Annotated in this window: 26 protein-coding genes and 1 tRNA gene; 7 read left to right on the top strand and 20 right to left on the bottom strand. The window is 61.4% G+C overall.

All coding sequences use genetic code 11. The features are described from left to right. Positions 1 to 92 precede the first annotated feature (92 nt). The 7 genes from BLW50_RS07130 to BLW50_RS07100 form a co-directional block, all read right to left on the bottom strand. The gene (locus tag BLW50_RS07130) at positions 93 to 1,106 is read right to left on the bottom strand and encodes an ABC transporter substrate-binding protein (RefSeq protein ID WP_090699533.1); all 1,014 of its coding nucleotides are present in this window, start codon (positions 1,104 to 1,106) and stop codon (positions 93 to 95) included. 116 nt (positions 1,107 to 1,222) lie between these two features. Next, positions 1,223 to 2,065 (bottom strand): outer membrane protein, encoded by an 843-nt coding sequence (locus tag BLW50_RS07125; protein WP_090708817.1) that lies wholly within the window; start codon positions 2,063 to 2,065, stop codon positions 1,223 to 1,225. 162 nt (positions 2,066 to 2,227) lie between these two features. After that, positions 2,228 to 3,343, bottom strand: coding sequence for a mandelate racemase/muconate lactonizing enzyme family protein (locus tag BLW50_RS07120; protein ID WP_170850028.1), 1,116 nt, complete (start codon positions 3,341 to 3,343; stop codon positions 2,228 to 2,230). Positions 3,344 to 3,402: 59 nt separating this feature from the next. Next, complete coding sequence (gene gor, locus BLW50_RS07115) at positions 3,403 to 4,782, bottom strand: glutathione-disulfide reductase (RefSeq protein ID WP_090699528.1); 1,380 nt, start codon at positions 4,780 to 4,782, stop codon at positions 3,403 to 3,405. A 107-nt stretch (positions 4,783 to 4,889) separates the two neighbouring features. After that, positions 4,890 to 5,426 carry a DUF2059 domain-containing protein gene (locus BLW50_RS07110; protein WP_090699525.1) on the bottom strand — a complete coding sequence of 179 codons (537 nt, stop codon included), beginning with the start codon at positions 5,424 to 5,426 and terminating at the stop codon, positions 4,890 to 4,892. Between the two features lie 31 nt (positions 5,427 to 5,457). Then, on the bottom strand, positions 5,458 to 6,165 hold the full coding sequence (gene rpiA, locus BLW50_RS07105) for a ribose-5-phosphate isomerase RpiA (protein ID WP_090699523.1): 708 nt from the start codon (positions 6,163 to 6,165) through the stop codon (positions 5,458 to 5,460). Positions 6,166 to 6,288: 123 nt separating this feature from the next. Beyond that, entirely contained in the window at positions 6,289 to 6,663 is a 375-nt protein-coding gene (locus BLW50_RS07100; RefSeq protein WP_090708815.1) for a hypothetical protein, read from the bottom strand. 149 nt (positions 6,664 to 6,812) lie between these two features. Between BLW50_RS07100 and BLW50_RS07095 the strand changes: the two genes are divergently transcribed. Then, positions 6,813 to 7,520: an HAD-IA family hydrolase gene (locus BLW50_RS07095; protein WP_090699519.1), complete on the top strand. Its 708-nt coding sequence runs from the start codon at positions 6,813 to 6,815 to the stop codon at positions 7,518 to 7,520. A gap of 24 nt (positions 7,521 to 7,544) precedes the next feature. Here the strand turns inward: BLW50_RS07095 and BLW50_RS07090 are convergent, their stop codons facing one another. The 4 genes from BLW50_RS07090 to BLW50_RS07085 all read right to left on the bottom strand — a co-directional run bounded on the left by BLW50_RS07090 (position 7,545) and on the right by BLW50_RS07085 (position 9,492). After that, a complete protein-coding gene (locus BLW50_RS07090; protein ID WP_090699515.1) occupies positions 7,545 to 8,303 on the bottom strand; it encodes a COG4705 family protein in 759 nt (252 codons plus the stop codon). A gap of 45 nt (positions 8,304 to 8,348) precedes the next feature. Continuing rightward, positions 8,349 to 8,522, bottom strand: a complete 174-nt coding sequence (locus BLW50_RS30625; protein ID WP_170850027.1) for a hypothetical protein — start codon at positions 8,520 to 8,522, stop codon at positions 8,349 to 8,351. Between the two features lie 72 nt (positions 8,523 to 8,594). After that, a complete protein-coding gene (locus tag BLW50_RS30260; RefSeq protein WP_139267506.1) occupies positions 8,595 to 8,816 on the bottom strand; it encodes a hypothetical protein in 222 nt (73 codons plus the stop codon). Positions 8,817 to 9,417: 601 nt separating this feature from the next. Next, positions 9,418 to 9,492, bottom strand: a tRNA-Val gene (locus BLW50_RS07085). Between the two features lie 193 nt (positions 9,493 to 9,685). Here BLW50_RS07085 and BLW50_RS07080 point away from each other — a divergent pair. Next, positions 9,686 to 10,099, top strand: coding sequence for an ester cyclase (locus BLW50_RS07080; RefSeq protein ID WP_090699512.1), 414 nt, complete (start codon positions 9,686 to 9,688; stop codon positions 10,097 to 10,099). On the opposite strand, the gene BLW50_RS07075 is transcribed toward BLW50_RS07080, so the two are convergent. After that, a complete protein-coding gene (locus BLW50_RS07075) occupies positions 10,100 to 11,038 on the bottom strand; it encodes a LysR family transcriptional regulator (protein WP_090699508.1) in 939 nt (312 codons plus the stop codon). A gap of 255 nt (positions 11,039 to 11,293) precedes the next feature. On the opposite strand from BLW50_RS07075, the gene BLW50_RS07070 reads away from it, so the two are divergent. Then, complete coding sequence (locus tag BLW50_RS07070; RefSeq protein WP_090699506.1) at positions 11,294 to 12,028, top strand: GntR family transcriptional regulator; 735 nt, start codon at positions 11,294 to 11,296, stop codon at positions 12,026 to 12,028. On the opposite strand, the gene BLW50_RS07065 is transcribed toward BLW50_RS07070, so the two are convergent. From BLW50_RS07065 to BLW50_RS07055, 3 genes are read right to left on the bottom strand one after another with little or no spacing between them, the layout of a single operon-like run. After that, positions 12,029 to 12,868, bottom strand: a complete 840-nt coding sequence (locus tag BLW50_RS07065) for an amidohydrolase family protein (protein ID WP_210186048.1) — start codon at positions 12,866 to 12,868, stop codon at positions 12,029 to 12,031. It lies immediately after the preceding gene. 26 nt (positions 12,869 to 12,894) lie between these two features. Beyond that, positions 12,895 to 13,725, bottom strand: coding sequence for an alpha/beta fold hydrolase (locus BLW50_RS07060; protein WP_090699503.1), 831 nt, complete (start codon positions 13,723 to 13,725; stop codon positions 12,895 to 12,897). Positions 13,726 to 13,727: 2 nt separating this feature from the next. Continuing rightward, positions 13,728 to 14,699 carry a Bug family tripartite tricarboxylate transporter substrate binding protein gene (locus BLW50_RS07055; RefSeq protein ID WP_170850026.1) on the bottom strand — a complete coding sequence of 324 codons (972 nt, stop codon included), beginning with the start codon at positions 14,697 to 14,699 and terminating at the stop codon, positions 13,728 to 13,730. A gap of 436 nt (positions 14,700 to 15,135) precedes the next feature. Between BLW50_RS07055 and BLW50_RS07050 the strand changes: the two genes are divergently transcribed. From BLW50_RS07050 to BLW50_RS07035, 4 genes are all read left to right on the top strand, one after another. After that, positions 15,136 to 17,082, top strand: coding sequence for an autotransporter assembly complex protein TamA (locus BLW50_RS07050; RefSeq protein WP_244544156.1), 1,947 nt, complete (start codon positions 15,136 to 15,138; stop codon positions 17,080 to 17,082). Beyond that, positions 17,082 to 20,957: a translocation/assembly module TamB domain-containing protein gene (locus BLW50_RS07045; RefSeq protein ID WP_090699492.1), complete on the top strand. Its 3,876-nt coding sequence runs from the start codon at positions 17,082 to 17,084 to the stop codon at positions 20,955 to 20,957. Before BLW50_RS07050 ends, BLW50_RS07045 begins: the two co-directional genes overlap by 1 nt. A gap of 467 nt (positions 20,958 to 21,424) precedes the next feature. Further along, complete coding sequence (locus tag BLW50_RS07040; RefSeq protein ID WP_090699489.1) at positions 21,425 to 21,694, top strand: con-10 family general stress protein; 270 nt, start codon at positions 21,425 to 21,427, stop codon at positions 21,692 to 21,694. A 362-nt stretch (positions 21,695 to 22,056) separates the two neighbouring features. Then, on the top strand, positions 22,057 to 22,335 hold the full coding sequence (locus BLW50_RS07035) for a hypothetical protein (protein WP_139267505.1): 279 nt from the start codon (positions 22,057 to 22,059) through the stop codon (positions 22,333 to 22,335). 51 nt (positions 22,336 to 22,386) lie between these two features. Here the strand turns inward: BLW50_RS07035 and BLW50_RS07030 are convergent, their stop codons facing one another. From BLW50_RS07030 to BLW50_RS07010, 5 genes are all read right to left on the bottom strand, one after another. Beyond that, the gene (locus BLW50_RS07030) at positions 22,387 to 23,532 is read right to left on the bottom strand and encodes an FAD-dependent monooxygenase (protein WP_090699483.1); all 1,146 of its coding nucleotides are present in this window, start codon (positions 23,530 to 23,532) and stop codon (positions 22,387 to 22,389) included. Between the two features lie 162 nt (positions 23,533 to 23,694). Then, positions 23,695 to 24,390, bottom strand: a complete 696-nt coding sequence (locus BLW50_RS07025) for an ABC transporter ATP-binding protein (RefSeq protein WP_090699480.1) — start codon at positions 24,388 to 24,390, stop codon at positions 23,695 to 23,697. A 3-nt stretch (positions 24,391 to 24,393) separates the two neighbouring features. Further along, positions 24,394 to 25,146, bottom strand: coding sequence for an ABC transporter ATP-binding protein (locus BLW50_RS07020; RefSeq protein ID WP_090699476.1), 753 nt, complete (start codon positions 25,144 to 25,146; stop codon positions 24,394 to 24,396). Further along, positions 25,143 to 26,066: a branched-chain amino acid ABC transporter permease gene (locus BLW50_RS07015; protein WP_090699473.1), complete on the bottom strand. Its 924-nt coding sequence runs from the start codon at positions 26,064 to 26,066 to the stop codon at positions 25,143 to 25,145. The genes BLW50_RS07020 and BLW50_RS07015 overlap by 4 nt, the downstream gene beginning before the upstream one ends. Further along, positions 26,066 to 26,917, bottom strand: coding sequence for a branched-chain amino acid ABC transporter permease (locus BLW50_RS07010; RefSeq protein WP_090699468.1), 852 nt, complete (start codon positions 26,915 to 26,917; stop codon positions 26,066 to 26,068). The genes BLW50_RS07015 and BLW50_RS07010 overlap by 1 nt, the downstream gene beginning before the upstream one ends. Positions 26,918 to 26,925 lie beyond the last annotated feature (8 nt).

Genomic DNA, 26,925 nt, shown 5'->3' with positions numbered 1-26,925 from the left:
GGATCATGAGTGTTGAAAAAGGATACAGCGGTCAGATTGTCTGTCAATCTGCCGCGAGGTGAGCAGACTGAAAATCGATTGGCCAGTGACGATCAGGCGCCGTAGATATCCTTCGCGAGCTTCAGGAACTCAGCTTCGCGCGCGGCATCAGCGGTGCCAAGCAGTTTGGCGCTCAAGGCGTCGCGGATTTCGGCTGGCACGTCATCGAGCGCTCCGCGCACGGTGACGCCACGGCCTGAACGGGCGTAGAATGCCTGGCCCGCGGGATCGAGGAAGAAGTTCATCAGCAGTCGCGCCGCATTGGGATGGGGCGCGTTGCGGGCCATGGCCAGCATGAAGGTCTGATAAGGCGAGCCCTCCGTTGGCCAGATGAATTTTACCGGCAGGGGCTTGAGCAAGAGATAATCGGAGAATTTCTGCGGGAAATAGACCGCATATTCGCCCCGGGCCACCCGCTGCGCGCCTTCAAGCAGATTGCGCGTGAAGACGAGCTCCTGTTTGGCGAGCTGCTGCTGAAAGCCCACGCCGAGTTTGTCGTAGGTCACGGCGAAGGTCGCATAGCCTTCGCCCGAGGCGCGCGGATCATCAGCGAGGATTTTGCCCTTGAAGCGGGGATGCAAGAGATCGGCGAAACTCTTCGGCTCCTCGCTCAGGGGCACGAGCCGGGTGTTGATCATGAAGCCGAAGATATTCTGGAAGATCGAAATGCGCGTACCGTTGTCGCGAAAGGCGTCGAGCAGATTGGCCTCGTTCGGCAGGCCGCCATGGGGCTGGAACTGGCCGAGCTGATCCATGACGATTGAGCCGGTGCTGCCGTTCAGGCAGATGTCGGTGACGAAACGGCCAGCTGATTGTTCGATGCGGACGCGCTCGCGCAATTCGCTGGCGTGCATGTCGAGAAAGTTCACCTTGATGCCAGTGCGCGCCTCGAAGGCGCCGGCGACGTCGCGATGCAGTCCGACACCGGTGTTGTAGACGACGACTTCGCGCTCCGCCTTCGCCGCGCGTTCAATCTGCGCCCAGTCAGCGGGCTGCGCGGATGCCGGCGTGTAGCGCAGCAAGCTCGTTGCCGCGCCGGCGGTCAAAAGTGCGCGCCTGTCGATCATGGTCGCTCTCCCTAGCTTTTTGTTGTCGCCATCTTAGAGCAAGGCGCGGCAGAATGAAAAAGCCGCGCAGCTTGTGGCTGCGCGGCGATCCGATTGAAAAGAACTCTGAAGCGATTTCAGTATTTGGCGACGACTGCGCCGGCTGGGCCGCCGAAGCGGTAATTCACACCCACACGAACCGTATGGAACTTGAGATCCTGGGACAGTAGTTCCCGATAGTTAAAGCCAGGAGGCGCGAACGTGCTGCCCGCCCGGTAGAACGAGGCATAATCGACGCGGCCAAGATCTGTATACAGATACTCGAGCTTGATGCTCCAGTTCTGGTTGATGGCCTGTTCGACGCCACCGCCGATCGTCCAACCAGCCTTGGTCTTATTGATCGATCCGGCCTTGCTGTAGCCGTTGCTGCCCAGCACGCTCCAGTCGCCCTTGATGTCGCCAACGGCAAGACCACCGGTGACAAAGATGAGCGTGCGATCAAAGGTGACGCCGATGCGCGGACGTAGCGTCAGAAACCAATCGTTCTTGGCGCTGCGCATCCACGTATAGGTGGGCGGTCCCGGTGGGGTGGGCGCTCCGAACGTGGTGGAATTGCCCTTCATGCCGGAGAGGTTGATGTCGGCCTCAAGACCCAGGACGATCGAATTCATCTGGTAGTTGTAGCCGGCCTGTACGCCACCGAGCACGCCGGATGGATTGGTCGTGCCATTGCTCAGCCCGGCCCAGCCAGCTTGGAACGCCGGAGCCTCGATCGCCCAGCTGCTGGTCGGATCAAGAGCTGTCCTGGTCTTCGACTGGCCCCAGCCGTAACCGATGCTGGCGCCGACATAGAAGCCGCTCCAGCTAAAGGCTTGAACGAAAATAGGTGCGGGCGCGGGCCCTCTTACCGGCAGATCCGCCGCAAAAACAGAACTCATAGATGCTGCCAAAGCAGCGGCAATCAGCGCTGGATGCTTCATCAAATAGCCCCCCATAGAGTCGGTAGTAAAACTACCTGTGACAATCTATCATCAGGGCGGATGTTGCAGTGTTTCATTTTGAACACAGAACACAAAAAAGACATCTTTAAACAGAAGCTTAGCAGATGTTTCATGTCGATCTACGATTAGATCGCGCATGGCTCAACTTGTTCGATATTTCGCGATCATGTCCGTATCGAGCGTGACGCCCCAGCCGGGACCTTGCGGTAACTCGTAGAAACCATTGGCGATAACACCACGGCCACCAACCATTTTATGGAAAACCGGGTCGCGATCTGGATGATGCGTTTCGACATAGGTCCCGTTCGAAACAGCGGCAAGAAGATGGGAGCCGACCACCGGTTCGCCATGGTGGCCCATCTCAATCCCGAAGCAGGCGGCCATATGCGCCACGCGCAGCCAAGCCGTCGGCCCGCCGCCCCAGCTTGCGTCGAGATTACAGACGTCGATGGCGCCCGTCAGTATCAGGTCGCGACAGGCTTCCGCGGTGATTTCCGACTGACCGGCGCAGATCGGTAGGCCGCATGTCTGGCGCATGCGCGCCATGGTGCGCTTGTCGTCATGCCAATGGCAGGGTTCTTCGAACCAGCGCAGGCCGAGGCCGTCGACCAGTTTGCAGAAGGCGAGGGCGGTCGCCAGATCCCAGCCGCGATTGGCATCGACGCAGAGGACGAAATCGTCACCGACGGCGGCGCGCGCGGCCTTGGTGCGTTCAGCGTCCTCCTGTGCCGTCTTGCCGCCGACCTTGAATTTGCAGCCGGCCAGGCCGAAGTCGCGATAGAAGGCGACCTCCTTGCCGTAATCCGCGGCGCTGTAATCGTCATGGTACTGGCCGCCAATGGCGATGATCGGCAGGCGGTCGCGCGCGCCACCCCACAATTTGTAGAGCGGCATGCCGGCTTCCTTGCCCTTGATGTCCCATAGGGCGGAATCGATACAGGCGATGGCGCGCACTTCCGGCCGGCGGTCGCGGTTGGAGACATGCGTCGCCGCCCACATCTTCGTCCAGAGCGCCTCGATGTTCGAAACATCCTCGCCGATCAGGCGCGGCGTCAGATCATTCTCGATCACGCGCACGGCAGCGGCATGAGCCTCCGCATTGCCTTCGCCGTTGATCGCTTCGCCCATCGGTCCATGATCGGTATGGATGCGGGTGATGATCGCATTCTTCTCCGGCACGCTGTAGATGCTGCCGCGAAAATCACGCGGTAGCGCAATGCGCACATGGATCGCCTCTATGCGCGTGATCTTGGCCAAGCGCTTGCCTCCCATTCGGCGCTTATGCGCCATCTATTTGTTCGGGCGCTGTGCGCCCGTTATTTTTCATAGCGTGCCGTGCGGGTGCGCATGGTCACCAATTCTTCCGCTGCTGTCGGATGCACCGCCATGGTGGCGTCGAAGTCGGCCTTGGTGGCGCGCATCTTGACGGCGATGCCGAGCAGCTGCGCCATCTCGCCAGCGTCATGGCCGAGGATATGGACGCCGAGGATGCGGTCGCTTTTGCCGTCGACGACGATCTTCATCACCATGCGTTCGGTGCGCCCAGAGAGAGTGGCTTTCAGCGGCCGGAACGCGGCTCGATAGATATCGACCACATCGAAGGTCTCGCGCGCCTGCGTCTCGGTCAGGCCGACAGTGCCGATCTCCGGCGTCGAGAAGACCGCGCTGGCGACATCGCTGTGATCGACCTTTACATCCTTGCCGCCAAACACCGTATCGGCGAAGGCGTGGCCCTCGCGCACGGCAACCGGCGTCAGATTGATGCGGTTGGTGACATCGCCCACCGCATAGATCGACGGGACATTGGTGCGCGAATAGGCGTCGACCTTGACCGCGCCGTCCCTGTCGAGGAGCACGCCGGCCTTATCGAGCCCGAGGCCGTTAGTATGAGGATGGCGGCCGGTGGCGATCAACACCTGTTCGAAATCGCTGGTCGAGCCATCGCTGAACGTCACGGTCAAACTGCCGCTGGCCTGTTTCTCGATCTTCGTCGGCAGGATGCCAAAGCGAGTCTCGATACCGGCATGGTGCAGGCCGTCGCGCAGACCAACGCGCATGTCGTCGTCAAAGCCACGCAGCACGTTATCGGCGCGCATCACCTGCGTGATCTTGGTGCCGAGCCGCGCAAACACGCTGGCAAATTCGACGGCGATGTAACCGCCACCGACGATCAGCATGCTCGCCGGCAGGCGTTTCAGGTCGAACACCTCGTTGGAGGAAATCGCATGGACCATGCCGGGGATTTCGGGCACGAAGGACGGTCCGCCGCCGGTCGCCACCAGAATATATTTGGCCGTGATCTTGCGGCCGTCGTTCAGCAGACGAACCGTGTGTTCGTCCTCGATCTCGGCGCGGCTCTGCACGATGGTGCCGCCGACGCCTTCAACGCCTTTCAGATAGAGGCCCGACAGGCGCGTGATCTCGCGCTCCTTGGCCGCAACCAGCTTGGTCCAGTCGAAGGTCGGCTTTTCGGGAAAGCTCCAGCCGTAGCCGGCAGCATCCTCGAAATCATCGACGAAGCGGCTGGCGTAGGCATAGAGCTTCTTGGGGATGCAGCCGCGGATGACGCAGGTGCCGCCAATGCGGAATTCTTCCGCCACCATCACTTTGGCGCCATGGCCGCCGGCGATGCGCGAAGCACGCACGCCGCCGGAGCCAGCACCTATGACGAAAAGATCGACGTCGAACTGGGCCACGGGGCGCGCCTCTCAATAGCGTTTTGCAGTTTGACGGAGAGTCAAATGCCACGCGTCAAAACAAAAAGCCCAAGGACAAAATTGCGTTTCAATGGAAACGCAATTTGTTAGAGCTGATGACCCTTCTTCTTCATCTCTTCGCGCACGCGCACCATGATGTCGGTCGACAGCTGGCGATTCCACGCGTCCATCGCCACGACCATCTGGTTGATGACCTTCGGCTGCATGGCGACATAGGCCTTGCCCGACTCCGAGGCGAAGAAATCGGCGACCGGCTTGAGATCCTTCTCGCTCATGGCGCCAGCGAAGGCATTGGTCGTCGCCTTGATGATCTCTTCCTTGCGACCTTCGAATTCCGGCTGCAGCTGCTTCAGGACGGCGATGAGGTCGGCACGCAATTCCGGGCGCGTACGCGTCACGATGCCGACGGTCTGGTCGGCGAGCTGCGGATAGACCAGGTCGAAGGTGTTGGCGATGCCCGACGTCAGCACGACCTGGCGCGCCAGCGCGAGATGGCTCGGCGAATAGCTGTCGGTCTCGGGCGCGACAGGAGCTGGTGCCGGCTGCTGCGCTTGCGCAACGAAGGGCACCAGAGCAGTCGAGAGCAGGGCGACGGCAAACAGGGAAGAGCGGATCGATTTCACGTTGTTTCACTCCAGCAAGGGGTCGTTGCTGTCAGGACCCCGGATTTCCGATGATTTCCAGTCCGGATTCGCCCGCCACGATCACCGCATCAGCGAGCCCCAAAAACAGTCCGTGTTCGACAACACCTGGGATGGTCTTCAGTTCTTGGGCCAGGCGTTCCGGGTCGGGAATAGCGCCTAAAGCGCAATCGAGAATGCTGTGGGCTCCGTCGGTGACGAAAACATGGCCGTCGGCGCCTGTGCGCAGGCTGATCGTGCCCTTCAGGCCCATGTCTGCGAGCAGGGTGGTGAGCGCCCGTCGGGTTGCTTCCAAACCGAACGGCACCACTTCGACGGGCAGCGGGAAACGTCCCAGCGTCGCGACCTTCTTGGTGTTGTCGGTAATCACGATCATGCGTTGCGAGGCGAAGGCGACGATCTTCTCACGCAGCAATGCGCCGCCACCGCCCTTGATCAAACGCAATTGCGGATCGAACTCGTCGGCGCCATCGACGGTGAGATCGAGCTGCGGTGTCTCATCGAGGGTCGATAGCGTAATGCCCAGCCGCTCGGCCTGGCGACGCGTCGCCTCTGATGTCGGCACGCAGGTGAATGTCATCCCCTGCGCCACCTTCTCGCCAATGCAATCGACGAAATGGGCGGCGGTCGAGCCGGTGCCGAGACCCAATCGCATGCCATCGCGGACGAATTCCGCGGCGCGTTCGGCAGCAAGGCGTTTGGCTTTGTCGAGGGAAGACACGGGGCGGGCGACCTCAATAACGACCTTGGAAACAAACAAACTTGTAGGCCCGGTCGTTATGGACTCGGGGAGGCCAGGTCAACCCCAACCCTGACTGCCTAACCCAGCTTGTCGGGGATCGACTTATTTGCCGGGCGGCGTGCAGACGATGGCGTCGTTCAGCAGATAGCAGATCGACATGGTGCCGTTGCGCAGATCGACCCGGAAAATGCCGGCCTCGCCCTCGTGATGAGAGGCGGCGAGCTCATATTCGGAGGGAGGCTGTGCGCTGGCGCCCTCGCCCGAGCGGTAGCACAAGGTGGTGCCGATGGTGCCTTCCTTCAGGCCATATTGGCAGGCGCCGATTTCTCCGGTCAGTTTGTCGAGCCGATACATCAAGTTAAGGCCGGTCGCGGGGGAGGCCATGAACTGGTAATTGCCGGCGATGGCGGGCAAAGCGAGTGCTCCAAACAGCCCGATACCGGTCAAAACCGCAGAAAATCGCTTAAAACTGGCCATTGGAACATCCCGGACGGCTGCTGGCGGCCAGAAGACAGCCGCGACGAATCGTTTCGGCAATTTTACCGCGATTGGCCGAAAACGCGCCCGATTTCGAGCGCGGCTTTATGCACGTTTCGTTGAGGGAGGCCGTGTGGTAGGCGGCAGGTATGTCAAAATCTCCCTCCAAGCCCCCCATCCTCGTCTTCGACCTCGACGGCACCCTGGCGGAAACCGCCGGTGACCTGATCGGCGCGCTCAACACCATTCTGGAGCGCGAAGGCATGGCGCCCGTCAGCCTCAAGGCCGGCCGCGAAATGGTCGGCGCCGGCGGCCGGGTCCTGCTTCAGCATGGCTTTGCTGCGTCCGGCGGCGGCAAGCTCGATCCGGAGCGGCTGGAGAAGTTGTTTGCCGATTACCTCACCGTTTACGAAAAGCGCATCGCCCAGGAATCGCATCTGTTTCCCGGCTTGATCGGGGCGCTCGACCTCTTCGAGGCGGCCGGCTGGATCTTCGCCGTCTGCACCAACAAGGTCGAGCGGGCTTCGCTGAAGCTGCTGAAGGCGCTTGATATCACCGATCGTTTCAAGGCAATCTGCGGCCAGGACACGATCTATATCGACGGCAAGGCGGTGATGAAGCCCGATCCCCGCGTGCTGCGCGCGACGATCGAGCGGGCCGGCGGCAATCCAGCCCATGCGGTCATGATCGGCGATTCGAAAACCGATATTCACACTGCCCAGGCGGCGGGCATGCCCGTCGTGGCAGTGGATTTCGGCTATACCGACCAGCCGATCGAGACTTTTAGGCCCGATGTGGTGATTTCCCGCTTCGATCAGCTCTGGGATGCGGTGGCCGGGCTGCGGTTTTCGAACTGAGACCTCAGCGTCGGTCGAACGCCGTTAAGGCGCGGCCGGCGCTTCTTGCTCCGTGCGATTTCTCTGGGTCCAGAAATAGATGACGCAGGCGAGCAAGCCGGCGGTTAGGGCCGTACTGACCCAGAGCGCGGTTGGTCGCGACGTCATTGAGCGGAAGGCGACAACCAGCATGTCGCCCAGTGCTGTTCCCCACGTCCGGCATATGGCGATGGCGAACCAGTACCAATATTTGGTCAAACCGAAGCGGTAAGCCATCCAGACGGCGGCGGCGAAGAGGGGCAGGCCAACAAGCGAGCCCCAATAGACACCGAGGCCCGTATCTTCCACGAGCCAATCGCCGAGCGCGGTTCCCAGCACGCCGGCCGTGAGCATGACGATCCAATAGTTCCAGTCGGTGGCAGGCAGTCCGACACCGCGATTGTCATTGGCGGCGATGTTTCGAAACCGCTCAGCCCAGAGCAGCAAAGCCATCAGCACGATCAGCAAAGCGGTGAAAATCGGATACGACAGCTTTAGATCGTGGGTAGCGAAATCGGCGATATTGGTCGCCATTGTCCGCAGCACGATAATGGCCAACCAATAGAACGCCACCGTGGTCCAGCTCAGCGCTTTCTCGGCCCAAAGGATGGCGAGAAAAACAATGCCGATCGGTAATATCCCACGCACATGCCCCAATCCGAGGGGGCCGGCGGCCAAATCGCCGGCATTCGTGCCGCACATGCTGGCCGCGACAATGGCGACCCAATAGCCGGCATCGATAGTTGGCAGATTTCTGGCACGCATGCTCGCCCCCGAGTTCAGCTCATCAAGAGATAACCCGGATGTGCGTCATGCGACACCATCGCATTGCGCCTCGGCTTCATCATCGGGCGGAATATCGAGCGATCCCGTCGAGATAAGGAAATTTTCGCTAAGGTTCAACGCCGACCAAGGATGACTGCAAATGGAGATATCTAAAAGGGCGCCGGCAGCGAACATGAAGCCGTTGGCAAAGGCGACCATGAGCGGAGCGCGAGCACGATCGCCAGGGCTACGCTTGTACGCAGCCCTGTTCTTACCGGCTACGTCGCTATCCTACGGACGATATCCGAGTTTTTTCATGCACGACTTGTACATGTTCAACCGCGCATTCTGTTGCGGGTCCGCTGCATCGACCGGCTGCGGCGAGTTGGACTGAACGAAGGCGATGCACTGCGACAGCGCTTTTTCCCGCAGGGATCGTGACTGAGCGGATGCTGAAGAGGATATCGCAACTGTTGAGATCGCAACAATAAAGCTAACAGCAATTAAACGCATAGTTTCGCTCCTTGTTTGGCGTGCTACGATTTAGAAGTAGGACGCGTCTGTGACCCTTGAGCTCAGCAAAACACTTCCAATACGTCCATTTAAGCGTTTACGAGGGCATCAATGCCTTCGATACTCTCACATAGGTTCGCATTTTCGTTGTCGAAGACGGCGACAATCACTTCCGGCTCAGCCTATCCACCGCGTGGACCAATGTTTTCCGGCCGTTGGTAGAACGCGCCCAGCGTTCGCCAGTTCCAAAGCCCCCAAACTCGATAAGGCCTTGGCCTCCTGACGGCGAAGAAACGGCTGTAGCGGATCGAGACGAGGAAGCCGCCAGGCATGCCGGGCATTGCACCCAGGTGTAGATGCAATCTTCCGCCGCCTGAGCGCATTTGATTTCAGGCTTGCCGAATTGGCAGGGCTCAAGACGATATCGCCGTCTCATCGTCCCGCCTCCGTCGAGGCGGACGAATCTACGAGAACGAGCGCGGAACATCCCTCCCGGATTCCTCCCGCCGAATCGTTCCAAGTTCCAACGGTGTTCTGCTGAATCGTCCCGCAAGGCTCTGGCGGGCCCACCATCAATCCCAAGCAATAACAATGAGATGAATGGTGGGCGATGCAGGGATCGAACCTGCGACCCCTCCCGTGTGAAGGGAGTGCTCTCCCGCTGAGCTAATCGCCCGGCCCGAGGCCGAATGGGCGCTATATCCTCTGTGCCACCATGGGTGTCAAGGCGATCGGCGCGTGATCCGAAGGCAAATTCGCTTGGTTGGTCATTTAGGTCTGCAAATCCGCAGAAGCAGGCCGCAAACTCGCTGATTGAGGTCTTCGGACGAAACCGCCATCCAGCCGTCTCCATAGACCAGGAGAAAGCCATGGATGTCGCGAACACGAATCTTACGACGGTCAAAGCCTATGTCGCCGCCCTGAATGCCGGCGATTTCGACAGTCTGCAGCGCCTCTTCACCGAGGATGCGACCGTACAGGGCGTAACGGGTGGTGGCCCGATCGCGATGGCTCTGCCGGTCTGGCGCGATCTCCACCACGGGCTGAACATGCATCTGGAGATCGCGGCGATTGTCGCCGAGGGCGACACGGTGGCGGTGCGCTATATCGAAAGCGGCCGTTGGACGGGCACGTTTCTGGGCTTCAGTGAACCCACCGGCAAAAGCTATCGGCTGGTTGCGATCGAATGGTTCGAGATGCGCGATGGTCTGATCGCGCGGCGCTGGGGCGTCCGCGATGGCGGCGCACAGGCAAGTCAGCTCGGCTTTCCACTCGCTGCCTGATCAAGAGCGTCCTTCCAACCGGCTCCGCACCGTTTCAAACCGGCTGATCAAGGCATCGACGACGGTGCGGACATGCCGACTGCTGCGCTGGCTCTCGGGGAAAAGCAGCCAGATGTCGGCGCTGGTTTCGAGTTCGGGCAGGGGGCAACGCACGAGATCGTCGCCATCGGCCCAGCCCGGCAGAGGACCGATGCCGATCCCGGAGCGGACGGCGGCAATGAGATTGGCGACCGAATTGCAGCGCACAGCGATGGCGGCGCGGGGAGCCGCTTCGCGCAAGGCCAAGAGCGGCGCGAGCTTGTCGAGCTGACCGCTACCGCCGATGATTTGGTGCTCGTCGAGCTCGGCAAGGTTGAGTGGCGTGCCGTGGTGCTGCGCATAGGACTGGCTGCAATAGATCGACCAGACACTACGACCGAGCCAGCGCCGGACAATGCTTGGATCGTCAGGGATCTGGCCGACGCGCACCGCCACATCGGCCTCGCCACGGGTGAGATCAAATCGCCGGTCGTCGGCGATGAGTTCAATCTGCAAGAGCGGATGGCGCTGGCGTAGCTCCGCGATCAGCGGCGCGAGCAGTTCGGTCGCCACCAGTTCGGTCGCCGTGATCCGAACAACACCGGAGATTTGCCGGCGCCAGGATCGCGCCCCATCGGCCAGCGCCGCCGCCTCCCGTTCGATGCGCTCGGCGACCGCCAGGGCTTCCTGCCCCTGTTGGGTGATCCGGTATCCTTCGGGACGCCGCTCGAAGAGCTGGATGTCGAGCGCTTGTTCCAGCATGTCGATGCGACGCGCCACCGTCGTCTGATTGACCCCAAGCACCGAAGCGGCGGCCAAGGTCGAGCCCTGGCGCGCCACGGCCAGAACATATCTGAGGTCGTTCCAGTTGAAGGTCACGTCCCACCGCGCCCAAAGACAGTCGTCAGCGGTAAGCGTCATGCCAAGCAAATGCGCGTATGTCCATGCCGCGCTGGCTGCTCCATGCGCGTCTCGGCAGAGCCGCCAGCCGATAACAGCACTGCTTTCTCAATACAGAAAAGGTCTATTTATGCAAATAAAATCAGAATAATAATTCTATATACTAATATTTTAGTTTAGATTGAGCGGGTCATCTTTAACCGCGCTCTGCAACGCCGGCTTGTCTTGCTCCAGTCCTATGCACTACCACAGGTCAAAGGTTTGCCGGAGTTGAGAGTGCTGCCGTCCAGCGACGACCGTTTACCCATGCATGCGCGCCTGCGCGATGCGCTGGCCTCCCGCATCGCTGCCCTCGAATGGGCGGCCGGCGAAGCCATTCCCTCCGAGCAGGAACTGGCCAAGACCTACAGCGTCTCGACCAGCACGATGCGCAAGTCGATCGAGCATCTGGTGCGCGAAGGCCTGCTTGAGCGCAAACAAGGCGTCGGCACATTCGTCCGCCGACCGTCCTTCGATGGCTCGCTGTTTCGCTGGTTCAATTTTGAAGACGCCTCGAGTGGCGGCGGCCGGACGGTGCCGGAAAGTCGGCTGCTCGAACGCGAGGTGGTGACGGCCACCCCCGAGGTCGCCAAAGGCCTGCGCCTGACTGAGGGCGCCAAAGTCGTGCGGGTGCTGCGCCTGCGGCTCTGGGCCGGCAATCCCGTTATCTGCGAAGACCTTTATCTGCCGCATCCCCTGTTCGATCGTTTCATCACCATGGATGAACAGGAGATCGGGCCGCTCCTTTATCCGATCTACGAGCGCGTCTTCGGCCAGGTGGTCGCCTCGGTCGAGGATGAACTGTCGCTAGGGCGAGCCGATGCCGCTAAAGCGCGCCTTCTCGACGTCGAAGCCGGCGATCCGCTGATTGTCGTCGAACGCACGTCCTTTGCCGCCGACGGCGCGCCGGTGGACTGGCGGCGCGCCTATGGCCGGTCGGATCGGTTCCGCTATCGCGTTCGTCTCACCTGATCAGCCGGCGGGGGCGGGCACGCGGTAGAGCGCCAGCGCATTGCTCCAGAATGCTTTCTGAGCCAGCTCGGGGCCCAGCACGCGCTCGACCAAAGTGATGTCGTCAGGTTGGAAAGGGCGTTCCGCCCGCGTCGATGGTAGATCGGTGCCGAAGACCAGCGCGTCCGGATTTTTGGCGGCAATGCGCTCAAGCGCCTTCGGCACATCCATTTTGACCCGGCCAAATCCGGTTGCCTTGATCTTCGCGCCGGCGGCGACGAGGTCGAGCACGACGGGCAATCCGGCTTCGGTCATGCCGAGATGGTCGATGACGATTTGCGGCAGTTTCGCCAGCCGATCGACATGGGGCTTGAGTGCTGCGGCATCCGCATAGATTTCCGCATGCCAGCGCCCGGCCGCATGCGCGCGCGTCGCCAGCGCGACCAGATCATCGACACTGTCGATGCGGCCACGGAACATATTGAAGCGCAGCGCCCGCACGCCGATGTCGGCGAGCTGGGCGATCTCGGCATCGGGAATGTCGTTGGGCACCTGAGTGACGCCGACCCAGGACTTGCCGAGTTTCGGCAATGTTGCCTTCAGATAGCTTTGATCGAAGCCATGGAACGAGCCGGAGACGATCGCGCCGGCGACAACGCCGAGCGGCCGCGTCTGCGCCAGATAATCGTCGAGCGGGAAATGCGGCGGCGTATAGCCCTGGTTGGGAATGATCGGGAAAGCGTGATCGATGATGTGACAGTGGCTGTCAAAGATCCGGCGTTCGGCGGCACGCAACGGCGACAGCGCCGAGGTCGCAAGCGCTGTAGCCCCGACCAAAAAGCGGCGGCGATCCATAAACATGGTGTTCTCCCTCAAGAATACGGCGCTCAACGTTGTTGGATGACCCAAAGCACCTCATCGGCGATGGCGCGTGGGCACTCCACCGGCGAGAAATGCCTGGCTTTCGGCAGGATGGTGAGCTTCGCGTCGGCAATGCGCGTGGCGATATCCTGCGCCATGGCGATCGGTGTCGCGTAATCCTCTTCGCCGACGATCACTGCTGTCGGACAGGTGATGGTGGCGATCTCAGCGCGCAGATCGGCCTTCGCCAGCATGTCGCAGGTGGCGCCGTAACAAGAGGGATCGTTGGCCAGAAAGATATCGAGGCAGCGCGAGACCGCGTCTGCGTGGTTGATGCGAAACGCGTCGGTGAACCAGCGATCGAGTTGGAAGTCGACCAGCGCCGCCATGCCATCTTGCGCGGCCAAGCGCGCCCGTTCTGCCCATTTCGGCATGGCTTCGCGGCCGTAGGAGGCGGTGGTGTCAATCAGCACAAGACCGTCGGTGCGGCTGGGATGACGCAGGCCGAAGGCCTGGGCCACGCAGCCACCCATCGAACATCCCGCGATGATGGCAGACGGCCAGCCCGCCGCATCGAGAACGGCGGCGAGATCATCGGCGAAAAGATCGCTGGTGTAGGGGCCGGGGCGTTTCTCGGATCGGCCATGGCCGCGACAGTCGATCAGCAGCAGGTGGCAACTGCCGCGCAGTTCCCGCACGAGTTCGTCCCATTGCCGCGCCCCCATGGCAAGCGCGTGAATCAAGACGACACGCGGCGCATCCGCCACCGGGGATGCTATGAGATCGAAAACCAGCTCGCAGCCATCCGCCGCGCGCGCCGACATCTGCCGTCCGGCGAAAGAAGAAGACATATTCATGATCACTGTCCCGGCTTGATCCCTGCGAGGTCGATGACCTCCTGCCAACGCGGTAAATCACGCTCCATCACGCCTTTGAGTTCCTCCGGGCTGCCGCCGACAAATTCGAACCCCTGTTCGGCAAGCTTCGTGGACATCTCAGGTGCACGCATGACGGCGCTAACGTCGGTGTAGATCTTCTGGGCGATCGGATCGGGCAGCCCGGCGGGCGCGAGAATGCCGTACCAGGTATCGAGGAAGACGCCGGGCACGCTTTCATTCATCGCCGGCACGTTCGGCAGAAGCGTCGAGCGTTTTTCCGATGAAACCGCCAGCGGAATGATGCTGCCCGATTGAATGCTGCCGATCAGAGCGGGCAGGCCGGTCGAGACGAGACCGAGATGGTTGCCGAGGAGGTCGGCCAGCGCCGGCGCGCCACCGCGATAGGGAACGTGGCGCAGCGGCAGGCCCGACTTGGCAGCCAGCAGCTCGGCGGCCAAATGGCCTGGCGTTCCAGACCCCGCCGTGCCGAAGGGAAGGTCCAGCTTGCCGGCCTTGCTGCGCGCGACAAGTTCGGTGAGGCTCGTGACATTGAGACTTTGGCTCGCCACGAGCACCTGCGGCGAACGCGCCACCAAGGTGACGGGGCTGAAACTCTTCAGAGGATGAAAGGCCCGGTTCTTCATCAGGCCTTGGTTGATGAGGATGCCGTCGCCGAACAAAAGCAACGTGTAGCCATCAGGCGCCGCGGTGGCGACGGCGGCTGCGCCGATCTCACCGGCTGCACCGCCCTTATTATCAATGACGATCTGCTGGCCCCAGCGTTCGCCCAAGCCCGCGCCGATCAGGCGGGCGATCACGTCGTAGCTGCCGCCGGCCGGGAAGGGCACGACCATGCGGACGACCTTGTCCGGGTAAGTCTGGGCAAGAACTCCGGTTGCAATCCCCGTCGCCGAGACGATCAATGCGGCCGCAGTCAATATAAGTCGCTTCATAGGACACCTCTCGCCGCGCACCATAAGGACGTGCGGCGGGGAGTCAATGAGTCATGTACAGGACTAGTTGAGTTCGATTCTGCACGCTGAACTATGGCGCTAGCCCCGAAATAGCCCTCGTTTTTTCGCATCCTTGGCAGTAAAATGGACGCAGTGGGCAGCTCGATCCATCCGCCAATGGTTTTTCTATGAATGCATTATATAACATATAGATACGGCATAAATCTGTAGTTTCAAGTGAGAGTTTTGAGTGGGCTGGCTTAAGTGTTCGGCCGAACCACGGCCATGACTTGGGTCGGATCCTGGAACAATTGCGAAGAATTGGTGGTTTGTTAGTCAGGGACAGGCAAGGATGGGCCTGGGGCGGATTTATTTGATCGATTGATTTTGCGGCAGCCTCTGAAAGGGGCAGAGGAAAGCCGGGAGTTTTGCTGTTTTGCGTTTCGTATGGGCGGTGGCGTTAGCTGTTCTGGTCACACCTGCCTTATTTGGGCAGGCGAGGGCGTTTGACTTCTTCGGCCTGTTTGGCAGCGAAGAAGCCTTGCCGCAGCCCACCCAGCAGACCCTGCCTTACGACTTGCAGATCACCGGCGTCGACGACAAGACGCTGCTGCAAACCCTCAAGGATGCCTCCAACACCTGGGCGCTGCGTCGCGACCCGCCGCCTTCCGGCGATGGGCTGGTGCGCCGCGCCGCCGCCGACTTCCCCCGTTTGGCCGAAGCGCTCTGGGCTGCCGGCTATTATAATGCCGACGTCCGCATGACGGTTGCCGGGCGAGCCCTCGCCGTCGATGGCGATAATCGGTCTGCCGCCTCGGCAGCGGAGACCCAGCGCGGTCGCCAGCTTGTGCCGCTGACGGTGGCGGTTTCGCTGGGGCCGATGTTTCATCTGCGCGAAGTGCGGGTGTTTGATGCGCGCACCAACCAGCCGCTGGCCGCCGATCTCATACGCCGCCGCGGCTTTCCCCTGAAAGCCGGCGACGAGGCGAGCGCGAACAATATTCGCGCTGGCGCCGCCGCCGCCGTCGATTATCTGCGGGAAGAGTCGCGCCCGCTCGCCAAAATGGTGTCGATCGCCCCTGTGGTCGAGCATCCGCTGAATGTTGTCGATCTGGCGATCAGCATCGATCCCTCCGAGAAGGCTGGCTTCGGCCCCGTGACCGTACAAGGCACGCAGAACGTGCCGGCCAGCGTCGTTCAGTCCTTCATCTATCTACAGCCGGGCGAGCCCTATTATCCGCGCCGCCTGACCGAGACACGTAAATCCATTTCGAAGATCGATGCCATAGGCTCGGTGCGTATCGACGAAGCCGATCATCTCGATGCCAATGGCAATCTGCCGCTCGATGTCACGGTCTCCGAGCGCAAACGCCACGCCGTCGGCGCTTCCGCCTCCTATTCCACCTTCGACGGACCGTCGCTGCGCGCCTGGTGGATGGATCGCAATCTATTCGGCGGCGCCGAACGACTGCGCATCGATGCGGAACTCGGCTTCGCCGCGCCGACCGGCGGGCAGCAGTTCCGCCGCATCAAAACCTTCGATGCGCAGAATATCGTCGGTCGCCTGAAGGCCAGTTTCATCAAGCCGGCGTTGGGGGGCACGCGCAACGATCTCCTGATCGATACGGGCATCCAGCGTGAGCGCACCAATTCCTATTGGAGCATGACCGCTGGCGGCACCATCTCGATCCGCCACCGCTTCACCGAATATGCCAGCGTGCAGCTCGGCATCGATGCCGAACGCGGCCGAGTCCAGGACATCCTCGGCACCACCGATTATACGCTCGTCGGCTTCCAGGCCGCGGCGAATTATGACTCGACCGACGATCTCCTGAACCCGACACGCGGCATCCGCGTCACCGCCTCGGTCTCGCCCTATGCCAAGGCCTTCGGCTCGACCCTCAATCTCATTCAGTCGAAAGCCCAGGTCACCGCCTATTACGCGCTCGATGAAGACGCCCGCTATATCCTCGCTGGTCGCGTCAATGTCGGCTCGCTCGCTGGCTCAAACCTGCTTGATATTCCGGCCAATCATCGGTTCTTCGCCGGCGGCGGCGGCTCTGTGCGCGGCTTCCGCTATCGCTATCTGAGCCCGCTCGGGCCGTTCGGGGTGCCGATTGGCGGCCGCAGCCTGTTTGAAGCCTCCGCCGAAGCCCGCATCAAGATCACCGATACGATCGGCATCGTGCCTTTCGTCGATGCCGGTAATGCCTTCGCCTCGTCGCTGCCTGACTTCAAGGGCGGGATCCGGGTCGCGGCCGGCCTCGGTCTGCGCTATTTTACCGCCATCGGTCCGGTGCGTATCGACTTCGCCATGCCACTCAATCGCAAGCCCGACGATCCGCGCTTCGGCGTCTATGTCGGGTTGGGACAGGCATTCTGATGAAACTGAGCCCGCTTCGCTCCCTTGCCGTCGTCACCGTGGTGACGCTCACCGCCGGTGGCCTCTGGGCCAGCTACACTGTGCTGAGCAGCGCCGAAGAAGACAAAGGCGTGCTCGCCTCCTTCATCTCGCGCATGGTCTCGTCGCCCGACATGAAGATCTCTATCGGTGCGATTGATGGGCCGCTGTCGTCAGATGCCATCATTCGCAATGTTGAAATCTCCGATCGCAACGGCGTCTGGTTCAAGCTCGATCAGGCACGGCTGGTTTGGCGACGGCTGGCGCTGCTACGCGGCCGGCTTGAAGTGGACGGGCTTGAGGCCGGCAAGGTCGAGGTGCTGCGCAAGCCGGTGAGCGACCCCACGCCTGCGACCGCCAAGAGCGAACCCTTCGATCCGAAGTCCCTCATTCCCGATCTGCCGGTCGCCGTCGACATTCGCGGCTTCCGCGTCAACGAGATCGATCTGGGGCCTGATATTGTCGGGCAGGCGGCCCGCATCACCATCAATGGTCGCGCCAAGCTCGGCGATGCCGCGGCCGGGCTCGACAGCGAGATTAATGTCCAGCGTCTTGACGCGCCGGGCACGATCACCGCGAAACTCAATTATGAGCCGCAGACAACCGTCTTGTCGGTCGCTCTCGCCGCCAATGAACCGGCCGGCGGCATGGTCGCTGGCGCCTTGCAGATCCCCAACCGGCCACCGGTCGAACTCAATCTCAAGGGCGACGGCAAGCTCGACGATTTTTCCGCCGATCTCACCTTCACCGCCGGTCCCACGATCGGTGCGCAGGCCAAGGCGCGGTTGGAGAAGGCGGGCGATGGCCGCCAGTTCACCCTTGATGGCGAAGGCCGTGTCGCCGCTTTGATGCCAGAGCGGTTCGTCGGTCTGATGGCCGATCCGGTGAAGCTCGGCAGCCGTGGCCGTATCGGTGCTGATGGCGTCTGGACCTTCGACGACCTGCGCATCGCCACCAACACCGCGTCGATCGCCTATGCCGGCACGGCGACCCCCGATCAGGTCAAAGGCCGCTTGCAATTGGCGCTGCCGAGCCTGGTGCCGCTCAGCAAGCTCGCCGGGCGCGATCTCACGGGCAGCGCCGATCTCGCCATGGATATCGACGCACGGCCCAAGGCCAACAGCTACGCCGCCAAACTCGACGGTCGCCTTGGCAAGCTCACGACCGGCGTGCCGGCGCTCGACAAGCTGATCGGCGAACGGCTGACCCTGTCCGGCCCGTTCGAATATTCCAGCGCCGGTTTCGGCGCGAGCGCGTTGTCGGTCGCGGGACAATATGTGACCGCGAAACTGACCGCGACCGGCGCCGCGACCAAGCCGGCGTTGGCTGTCGACGCGGCGATTTCCGATCTCCGCCAGGTCGATGAACGGTTGACCGGCGTCGCCAATCTGGCGGCGCAGGTGACGGGTGATCTCAACAGTCCCGACCTCAAGGGCAGGCTGTCCCTCGACAAGGCGACGGCGGTCGGACGACCGATCCGGCGCTTGCAGCTCGATATAGACGGCACCGATGTGTTGGGGCAGGCGAAGCTTGCCTTGAAGCTCGATGGCGATGTCGACAACCGCGCCGCGCGCGGTTCGGTGCAGGTGGCCAAGGCTGTTGCCGGTTGGACGATCGCACAGTCGGATCTGACCATCGGTCGTGTCGCGATCGCCGCCAGCGGCACGGTGGCGCCGTCCGGGCTTGCCAACGGTACGATCAAGATCAATGCGCCCTCGCTGGAAGACCTATCAGCCTTCGCGCTGCGCGACATGCAGGGCCGGCTCAATGCCGACATCACGCTTATCGGCAAGGACGGCGCGCAATCGGCCGAGATCAACGCCAATGGCAATGCCATCCGTGCTGGCGACATCGCCGTGTCGCGCCTCGACATCAGCGGCAAGGGGTTGGACCTGCTCCGCAAGCCCTCGATCGACGCCACGGCCCGTCTTGAGGGCGCGACAGTTTCCGGCACGACCATTCCGCGCTTCCAAGTGGTGGCGCGTGGCACGCCGTCGTCGACCAATCTGGATCTTTCCGGCGAAGTGCGTGGCATCGCCGTCGACGGCAAGGCAACGGTGGCGCCGGGCGAACGCACGCGCATCGATCTCACATCGTTCAACGCCAGAGGCAACGGCCGGCGGCTGAGCCTGGCTGCGCCCGCCACGATCTATTGGCAGAACGGCGTTGCTTCCTTCGATCAATTGGCGATCGCCGCCGACAGCGGTCGGCTGACAGCAAGCGGCCGGGCAGGGAGCCAGCTCAATCTCGCGGTCAATGCCCGCGCGATTCCGTTGGCGATCGCGGCCTTGGTCACACCGGGCGTCGCCGCCAGCGGCACGCTCGACGGCGAAGCCCGCATCACCGGCACGCCTTCGTCCATGGCTGGCGACTGGAATGTGAAAATCGGCAAGCTGTCCGATCCCTCGTTGCGGTCCTCCGGCCTGCCGTCGCTTGATATCGCCGCCAACGGACGTCTTGAGGGCACCTCCACCTCGGTCAATGCGCAGATCAATGCCGGCAGGGCCGGTAGCCTCAATGTCACCGGCCGCGTGCCGATCGACGGCAGCGCGCGCATGGACCTCAATATCCGCGGCGCCATCGATGCGAGCGCCGCCAACACCATGCTGGCTGCCAATGGTCAGACGGTGAGCGGCAAGCTCAATGTTGACCTGCGTGCATCGGGCTCTCTTGCCGATCCGCAGGTGGCCGGCAACGCCACGCTCGCTGGCGGCACCTTTGCCGATCCCCTGAACGGCGTGCGGCTTGAGAAGATCAATACGCGCCTCGTCGGTTCGGGGCGGGAGCTCAACATCGAGCAATTGTCGGCGACGACGCCCAACGGCGGTACGATCAGCGGCAGCGGCAAGATCAACCTCGCCGGCGCTGGCTTCCCTGGCACCGTTCATATCACCGGGCGCAACGCGCAGGTGAGTTCGACGCAGACCGTCTCGAGCACCGCCGATTTCGATCTCAACATCACCGGTACGCTTGGTACCCGGCCGAATGTCGCCGGCAAGATCACCATCCTCACCATGGATGTGACCGTGCCGGAGCGCCTGCCAATCAATTTGCGGCCCTTGCCCAACACCAAACATATCGATCCCGGTCCCTTCGTCCGCGAAATCCTGGCGCTGGAAAAGAAGGCCAGAGCCCGCGCCAAGGCCAGATCCGCTTTCGACGCTGGCCTTGACGTCGCCGTGTCGGCACCAAACCGCATGTTCGTGCGCGGTCGTGGCATCGATGCGGAATTCGGCGGCGACCTGCGCCTGTCCGGCAGCGTGCAAAAGCCTGTCATCATCGGCCAGTTCGACATGCGTCGCGGCCGTATCAGCATTGCCGGCAAGCGCCTCGACATCACGCAAGGCCGCCTGACCTTCACCGGCGGACTGACGCCCGAGATCGATTTCGTCGCCGAGACCACATCGAGCGACGCGACCTTGCAGATCCAGGTCTCCGGCCCAGCGGCGCAACCGTCGTTCAGCTTCGGCTCGCAGCCGCAATTGCCGACCGATGAGGTGATGTCGCGCATCCTCTTCGCCAAACCATCCGGCAGCCTGTCGGCCTTCCAGGCGGTGATGCTGGCGCAATCGGTGGCGCAATTCTCCGGCGCTGGTCCGGGCCTCGACGTGTTCGAGAAACTGCGCAAATCGCTCGGCGTCGACTCGTTGGATATCCGCGAGGATGCCAATGGCGTGAGTGCTGGTGCGTCGCGCTATATTTCCGACAATGTCAGCATCGGCGTGCGAGCTGGCGCCAGGCCGGAACAGTCATCTGTCGGCGTCAATGTCGACATCACACGCCGTGTGCGCGGGGTCGGCGAAGTCGGCGCTGACGGGCGAACCTCGGTCGGCATCGGCGTGGAATGGGAATACTGAGTCGCGCTGTTTGCAGGCTCTTGTACCGTCTGGCCGTTAAATAGATCAGTCGTCGCGCTATCCTTAGGTCTCGCAACAAAAGCGCGCCCTATGTAGTAATTGAGATAGGTGCCGCTGCTGGTTTTCGCGCATCGACGACGAGGCGGCGTGAAGGAATACTCAATTCCTATGATCGGCCAAAGTCTTGTCTGGCGAGCAAGCTAAAATAGCACGTATTCATACTATTATGATGATGACGTTGAAGCAGTCCGCAGCAGTGAATGCGTGACGCAGCACCAAGCACAAAAGCTCATCATATGTGTTTGTGCAATTAACTTGCGCCTTGGCAATATTTGTTCTCTACAAGAACAAATATTGCCTTTGTTTTTGCAGCATAAAATTGATTTTGTCATCTGTAGTAGCAACCGAAGTGGGAGGGGCCGTCGACGGTTCGTGATGGCCTGACGAAAGTGGTGAGGGGCAAGAAAATGACAGCGGTTGAGAAATCGAAACGAGGCTTTGCTTCCATGAGCGCGGAACGTCGCAGGGAAGTGGCAAGAAAGGGCGGACTGGCAGTCAAGCCAGAGAACCGTGCGTTTTCAAAAGACAAGAAGTTGGCCGTCAAAGCTGGACGCAAGGGCGGCTCATCGGTGAACCCGCAGAACCGCGCCTTTTCGCGTAACCCGGCGCTTGCTTCGAGCGCGGGACGCAAAGGTGGTCTTGCGGGACCTGGAACACCGGAAGCAGCTGAGAGCTGATTTGGCGCGTTGGCGTTGTTGTTTCAGATAAGCCTGATCGGACATGTCTAATGAATAGACGTCAAGTAACGAACGCCGAATAACGATAGTGCTCTTCGTATCTGCGACCAAGGCGCACTGATCAAGACACACTGATCAAGTATCATCGGTAACTGCTTCCATGACGAAACGACCAAAGCTGCGCGAATATCTTCGCGCAGCTTTTTGCATGGTCATGTACATGAAAAATGGCGCGTTGCCATCAAATCTTCGCATTGTGCCGCAGCGTGATTCTTACAATATCGTAATGCGGTCTATTCAGAGTTTGTTCACGTTCGAGGCGTCATGAAGGGCCTGTTGAAGTAACCCAAGGAGATTCAAAAATGCGATTTCATGCACTCACTTTGGCGGCGTCGGTTCTGGGCGCGGTGACCTTGGGCGCGATCGGATCGGCTAGCGCGATGCCCGTATCGCAAGCGCCGGCTCTTGCCGCGCAAACCAATATCGATCATGTGCAATATCGCCCTGGCCATCCGAATTATCGGCCGCCTGGCTATCGTCATGCCCGTCCGGTCTATCGCCCGGTTTGCCGCATCACCAACGTGCGCACGCGTGGTCCGTACGGTCGCGTAATCGTGAAACAAGTGCGCGTCTGCCGCTAACGTCTTCATACGTTAAGTATCAGCGCCGCGGATGGTTCATCCGCGGCGTTTTCATGTGCCCGCGAACATGCGCGCATAAAAGGAATCGACGTCGGCTTGGCCCTGCGTCTGCAAGCGCGTGTTGCGCGCCTCGACGTCATCGGCCAGTTCCTTGCCGCCTGCATCGCCCACCTGCCGCGAGACTTTTCGGACGAAGGTGCAACGCTCGTGACGCAACACGCCGAAGGCAGAGAACGTGGCGACGAGATCGTTTGACGCGGCGATGCGCGGCGCCAGCAGGAGCGAATCTTCCAATGCCATGGCGCCGCCTTGTCCCATATAGGGCGTGCAGGCATGGGCGGCATCGCCGATCACCAGAACCCGGCCTTTGCTCCAGGGCAGGGGCAGCGCCATTTCCTCGACCGCGGTATAGAGCACGCCTTCGGGCGATGTCAGTTCGTCGAGCAGAGCCGCCGCCGGGCCTTTGAACTCGGCAAGCTTCTCGCGCATCACCTGATGCATTTGCGAGATATTGTAGAGCGGCTTCGACGGTTCATTGGTGGTGGCGAAAATATAAAGCTGATCGTCGCTGATCGGCATGATGCCGAGGCGCTTGCCGACGCCCATCATCATGATCTTGACGTCGATCTCCTTCGGCTTCTTGTGAACGCTGCGCCACGTGCCAAAGCCGGTGAACTCCGGTGTCATCTTGCCGAAGAGTTTTTCTCGGATCGTCGAGCGGATGCCGTCGGCGCCGATCAATCCATCGCAGGCGATCTCGCTGCCGTCGGACAACCGCACGATGACGCCTGCGCCTTGGTCCTCGAAACTCTCCACCGTCTGGCCCAGCCTGATATCGACGCCCAAACGTTTGACTTCATCGGCGAGCGCACGATGCAGGTCTGAACGCTTGATGCCGACGATCGGCGGCACGTGATCGGGATCGCGTGACGGATAACGTGTCTCAGTGATGAAACCGCCGTCGGCCGTCAGATAGACGTTGCGTCCATCACTGGCCCAACCGCGTTCCAGCACCGCATCGAGCACGCCGAGCTGGCGTACGGACTCAAGCCCGTTGGCATAGAGAAAAATCCCGGAACTCGATGGCGTCCAATGCAGATCCTTTTCGATCAGGATTGCATCGACCGACTGGCGTTTAAGCGCGATGGCAAGAGAGGCGCCAGCAATGCCGCCGCCGACAATGACGATCTTCGTCATGAAGCGTTTTACCTTTGAAACATCATACGGATAGGCATGATATTATGTGAGGCTGCCTCACAAGGCAAAGCGCTCAGAGCGTCGTTTGATTAGTCAAACGCTGCAAAGACGAGGCAATATAACCTTTGGCGAAATCGTACTTCTATCGAAACACGATTTGCGTCACACGCCAAGATAGCGCGCTTTGATCTCGCTATCCGTGGCAAGCTCCGCCGGCAGACAGTGATGAACGATCTGGCCCTTGGCGACGATATAAACGCGATCGGCATATTTCAGCACGAAGGCCAACTGCTGTTCGACCAGCAGCACCGCCGTGCCGCTGTCCTTGAGCGCGCCGACCAGGCGGCCGAGCTCACGCACCATCAAGGGCGCCAGCCCTTCGGTCGGCTCATCCATCAACAGCAAAGTCGGGTTGGCGACGAGTGCGCGGCCCGCCGCCAGCATCTGCTGTTCGCCACCACTCAGCTTGGCGCCGGATTGATCGAGCCTCTGGCCGAGATTGGGAAAGAGCTCGATCATCTTGGCGAAAGTCCACGGGCTCGCTTCGCGCTCCCGCGCGGTCACTTGAAGATGTTCGCGCACCGAGAGCGACGGGAAGACGCGCCGGCCCTGCGGCACATAGCCGATGCCGAGCTTGGCGATCCGGTGCGAGGCCAGCCGCGTGATATCCGTGCCCTCGAACAGGATGCGGCCGCTACGCGGCGGCGTCAGTCCCATGATCGAGCGCATCAAGGTCGTCTTGCCGACGCCATTGCGGCCGAGAATACCGACGATCTCGCCGGGCTTCACCTCGAGCGACAGATCTTGCAGCACCTGGCTCGAGCCGTAGTTGGTGTAGATGTTTTCAACTTGGAGCATGGTTCACTCCACGCCCAGATAGATGTCGCTGACCTGCTGGTTGGCGCGAATGGCCGCCTCGTCACCCTCGGCGATGATTCGCCCCTGATGCATCACGGCGATGCGGTCGGCGATCTCGAAGGCGACGTCCATGTCGTGCTCGATCATCAAAATGGTCATATCGCGCGGCAAGGCCCGCACCATGGCGGCGACGCGATGGGTCTCGGCCGGCGACAGGCCAGAGGTCGGCTCATCGAGCAGTAGGATTTTTGGATCGCCTGCCAGCGCCATCACCACCTCGATCTGTCGCTGCTCGCCATAAGACAGGTTCTGCACGATCGTGTCGGCGACATCGGTCAAGTTCCAATCCGCCAGCAGCGCATCGGCGCGGGCCTTGACGGTGGTATAGTCGGTCATCGGCCGAATGAATTTGAAGGTTACCTGTTGAGCGCCACAGACCGCGAGCTGGATGTTCTGGAACACGGTGAGCTGGCGAAACAGATTGGTAATCTGAAACGTGCGGGCGAGGCCAAGCCGGGCGCGGGCATCAGGTGCCAACTGGGTGATGTCCTGGCCGAACAGACGGATGCGGCCGGCCGAGGCGATGATATTGCCGGAGATGGAATGAAACAGCGTCGTCTTGCCGGCGCCGTTCGGGCCGAGCAGCACCAGGCGTTCGCCCGGCACCATAGACAGCGTCACGTCTGTTAGTGCGCGCACGCCGCCGAAATTCTTCGCCACGTTCTCGACGTCGAGTGCTTTCACCTGCGGGGTCATGACTTGCGCCCCCGCTTGAAGCGCTCGCGATAGAGCCCGATCAGGCCACGCGGCGCGAACAGGGTCGTCACCACATAGATGATGCCCAGCGCCAGCAGCCAGTGCTGGGTCTGCGAGGAGATGATGTCTTCCAGCAGGATGATCGCCGCCGCGCCGATGGCCGGGCCGAGCAGAGTGCCGACGCCCCCGATGATGACCATGATCAGCACTTCGGCTGAGCGCACCACATGCAGAAAATCCGGGCTAACGAAGCGATTGTAATAGACATAGAGCGCACCGGCGAGACCGGCGAAGGCGGCAGCGATGACAAAGGCCGCGAATTGATGCCGCCAGACGTTAAAGCCGAGCGCCTGCATGCGGCTTTCGCTTTCGCGAATGCCTTGCAGCGCCAGTCCGAAAGGCGAGCGGATGAGCGCGACAAGGACGAGCGCCGAGGCGGCGACCAAAGCAAGGACGAAGAAATAGAATGAGGTCTCGTCGGTAATGAAGGCTGGGCGACGCAGGCCGGGCAGGCCGTCGTCACCGCCTGTCACAGTGCGCCAACCGAACGCAATGCCCCAGACCACCTGCGCCAAAGCCAGCGTGATCATCAGCAAATAGCTGCCACGAGCCCGCAACGCCAACAGCGCGAACAGTGCCCCCAGCGCCGTCGCCATGGCGAGACCAGCGGGAAAGGCGATCCATTCGGACATCCGCAGCTTTACCGACAAAACGCCGATCGTATAGGCACTGACGCCGAAGAAGGCGGCATGGCCCAGGGAGGCAAGCCCGGTATAGCCGATGAGCAGATCAAGGCTCATGGCAAAAAGCGCGAAGATCAGGATCTTGGTGGTGAGGCCGACATAATAGGACGGCAGCACGAAGGGTAGCGCTACGAAGACGACTACCGCGAGGGCGATGACGATGAGATTGCGGTACATCACAGGCGCCCGAACAGGCCCGTCGGCCGGAAAGAGAGAATGATCGCCATCGGCACGAAGATCGTGAACAGGGCGAGTTCGGGAAAGAAGATCTTGCCGAAATTGTCGAGCAGGCCGACCAGCAGGCCGCCAATCAAGGCGCCGCGCAGACTGCCCAGTCCGCCGACGATCACGACGACAAAGGCCAGCAGCATGACCTCGAAATCAGCGCCTGGTTGCGCCCCGATGATCGGACCGCCGAGCACACCGCCAAGTGCGGCCAAGAGCGCACCGACAGCAAAGACGAGCGTGAACAGCAGGGACACGTCGATGCCGAGCGCGCCGGCGATCTCGGCATCATCGACGCCGGCGCGCAACATGGCGCCGAGCCGCGTGCGCTCTTGAAACCACCACAGAACGAGCGCGACGATCAGGCCGACGCCGATCAGCGCCAGCCGATAAGTTGGATAGCGCGCGTCGCCGATCGAGATCGAGCCGGAAAAGGCCGCAGGTTTAGGCAGAACGATCGGATCGCCGCCCCAGATCCACAGCATCAGGTCGGAGAAGATGAACAGGAAGCCGAAGGTGAGCAGGGTCTGCGGCAGTTCCTGCAGATGGAAGCGGCGCAGGAAATAGCGCTCCATCACGGCGCCAAGGAGAGCGACGATCAAGGGGGCGATGATCAAAGCCAAAGCGAAACTGCCGGTCTTGGCGATGATCGTCGAGCCGATATAGGCGCCGATGAGATAATAGGACCCGTGCGTCAGGTTCAAAATCTTCATCAGGCCGTAGATCAGCGACAAGCCGGCCGCGAGCAGAAACAGCAGCATGCCGAAGGAGACGCCGTTCAGCGTGTGGATGACCCAGATCATGGGCTGCG

It is taken from the genome of Beijerinckia sp. 28-YEA-48, from assembly GCF_900104955.1.
GTDB lineage: Bacteria > Pseudomonadota > Alphaproteobacteria > Rhizobiales > Beijerinckiaceae > Terripilifer.
This window is presented reverse-complemented; position numbering and strand designations above follow the sequence as displayed.

What these genes read in the sequence shown, in the direction of transcription:
- BLW50_RS30625 (WP_170850027.1), bottom strand. Translation starts at nt 8,522, where the DNA reads ATGGTCGCCTTTGCCAACGGCTTCATGTTCGCTGCCGGCGCCCTTTTA.
- BLW50_RS07015 (WP_090699473.1), bottom strand. Translation starts at nt 26,066, where the DNA reads ATGTACCGCAATCTCATCGTCATCGCCCTCGCGGTAGTCGTCTTCGTA.
- BLW50_RS07075 (WP_090699508.1), bottom strand. Translation starts at nt 11,038, where the DNA reads ATGACGCTTACCGCTGACGACTGTCTTTGGGCGCGGTGGGACGTGACC.
- BLW50_RS07090 (WP_090699515.1), bottom strand. Translation starts at nt 8,303, where the DNA reads ATGCGTGCCAGAAATCTGCCAACTATCGATGCCGGCTATTGGGTCGCC.
- BLW50_RS07045 (WP_090699492.1), top strand. Translation starts at nt 17,082, where the DNA reads ATGAAACTGAGCCCGCTTCGCTCCCTTGCCGTCGTCACCGTGGTGACG.
- BLW50_RS07125 (WP_090708817.1), bottom strand. Translation starts at nt 2,065, where the DNA reads ATGAAGCATCCAGCGCTGATTGCCGCTGCTTTGGCAGCATCTATGAGT.
- BLW50_RS07010 (WP_090699468.1), bottom strand. Translation starts at nt 26,917, where the DNA reads ATGATCTGGGTCATCCACACGCTGAACGGCGTCTCCTTCGGCATGCTG.
- BLW50_RS07100 (WP_090708815.1), bottom strand. Translation starts at nt 6,663, where the DNA reads ATGGCCAGTTTTAAGCGATTTTCTGCGGTTTTGACCGGTATCGGGCTG.
- BLW50_RS07095 (WP_090699519.1), top strand. Translation starts at nt 6,813, where the DNA reads ATGTCAAAATCTCCCTCCAAGCCCCCCATCCTCGTCTTCGACCTCGAC.
- BLW50_RS07060 (WP_090699503.1), bottom strand. Translation starts at nt 13,725, where the DNA reads ATGAATATGTCTTCTTCTTTCGCCGGACGGCAGATGTCGGCGCGCGCG.
- BLW50_RS07025 (WP_090699480.1), bottom strand. Translation starts at nt 24,390, where the DNA reads ATGCTCCAAGTTGAAAACATCTACACCAACTACGGCTCGAGCCAGGTG.
- BLW50_RS07040 (WP_090699489.1), top strand. Translation starts at nt 21,425, where the DNA reads ATGACAGCGGTTGAGAAATCGAAACGAGGCTTTGCTTCCATGAGCGCG.
- BLW50_RS07020 (WP_090699476.1), bottom strand. Translation starts at nt 25,146, where the DNA reads ATGACCCCGCAGGTGAAAGCACTCGACGTCGAGAACGTGGCGAAGAAT.
- BLW50_RS07065 (WP_210186048.1), bottom strand. Translation starts at nt 12,868, where the DNA reads ATGTTTATGGATCGCCGCCGCTTTTTGGTCGGGGCTACAGCGCTTGCG.
- BLW50_RS07080 (WP_090699512.1), top strand. Translation starts at nt 9,686, where the DNA reads ATGGATGTCGCGAACACGAATCTTACGACGGTCAAAGCCTATGTCGCC.
- BLW50_RS30260 (WP_139267506.1), bottom strand. Translation starts at nt 8,816, where the DNA reads ATGCGTTTAATTGCTGTTAGCTTTATTGTTGCGATCTCAACAGTTGCG.
- BLW50_RS07055 (WP_170850026.1), bottom strand. Translation starts at nt 14,699, where the DNA reads ATGAAGCGACTTATATTGACTGCGGCCGCATTGATCGTCTCGGCGACG.
- BLW50_RS07030 (WP_090699483.1), bottom strand. Translation starts at nt 23,532, where the DNA reads ATGACGAAGATCGTCATTGTCGGCGGCGGCATTGCTGGCGCCTCTCTT.
- BLW50_RS07035 (WP_139267505.1), top strand. Translation starts at nt 22,057, where the DNA reads ATGCGATTTCATGCACTCACTTTGGCGGCGTCGGTTCTGGGCGCGGTG.
- BLW50_RS07130 (WP_090699533.1), bottom strand. Translation starts at nt 1,106, where the DNA reads ATGATCGACAGGCGCGCACTTTTGACCGCCGGCGCGGCAACGAGCTTG.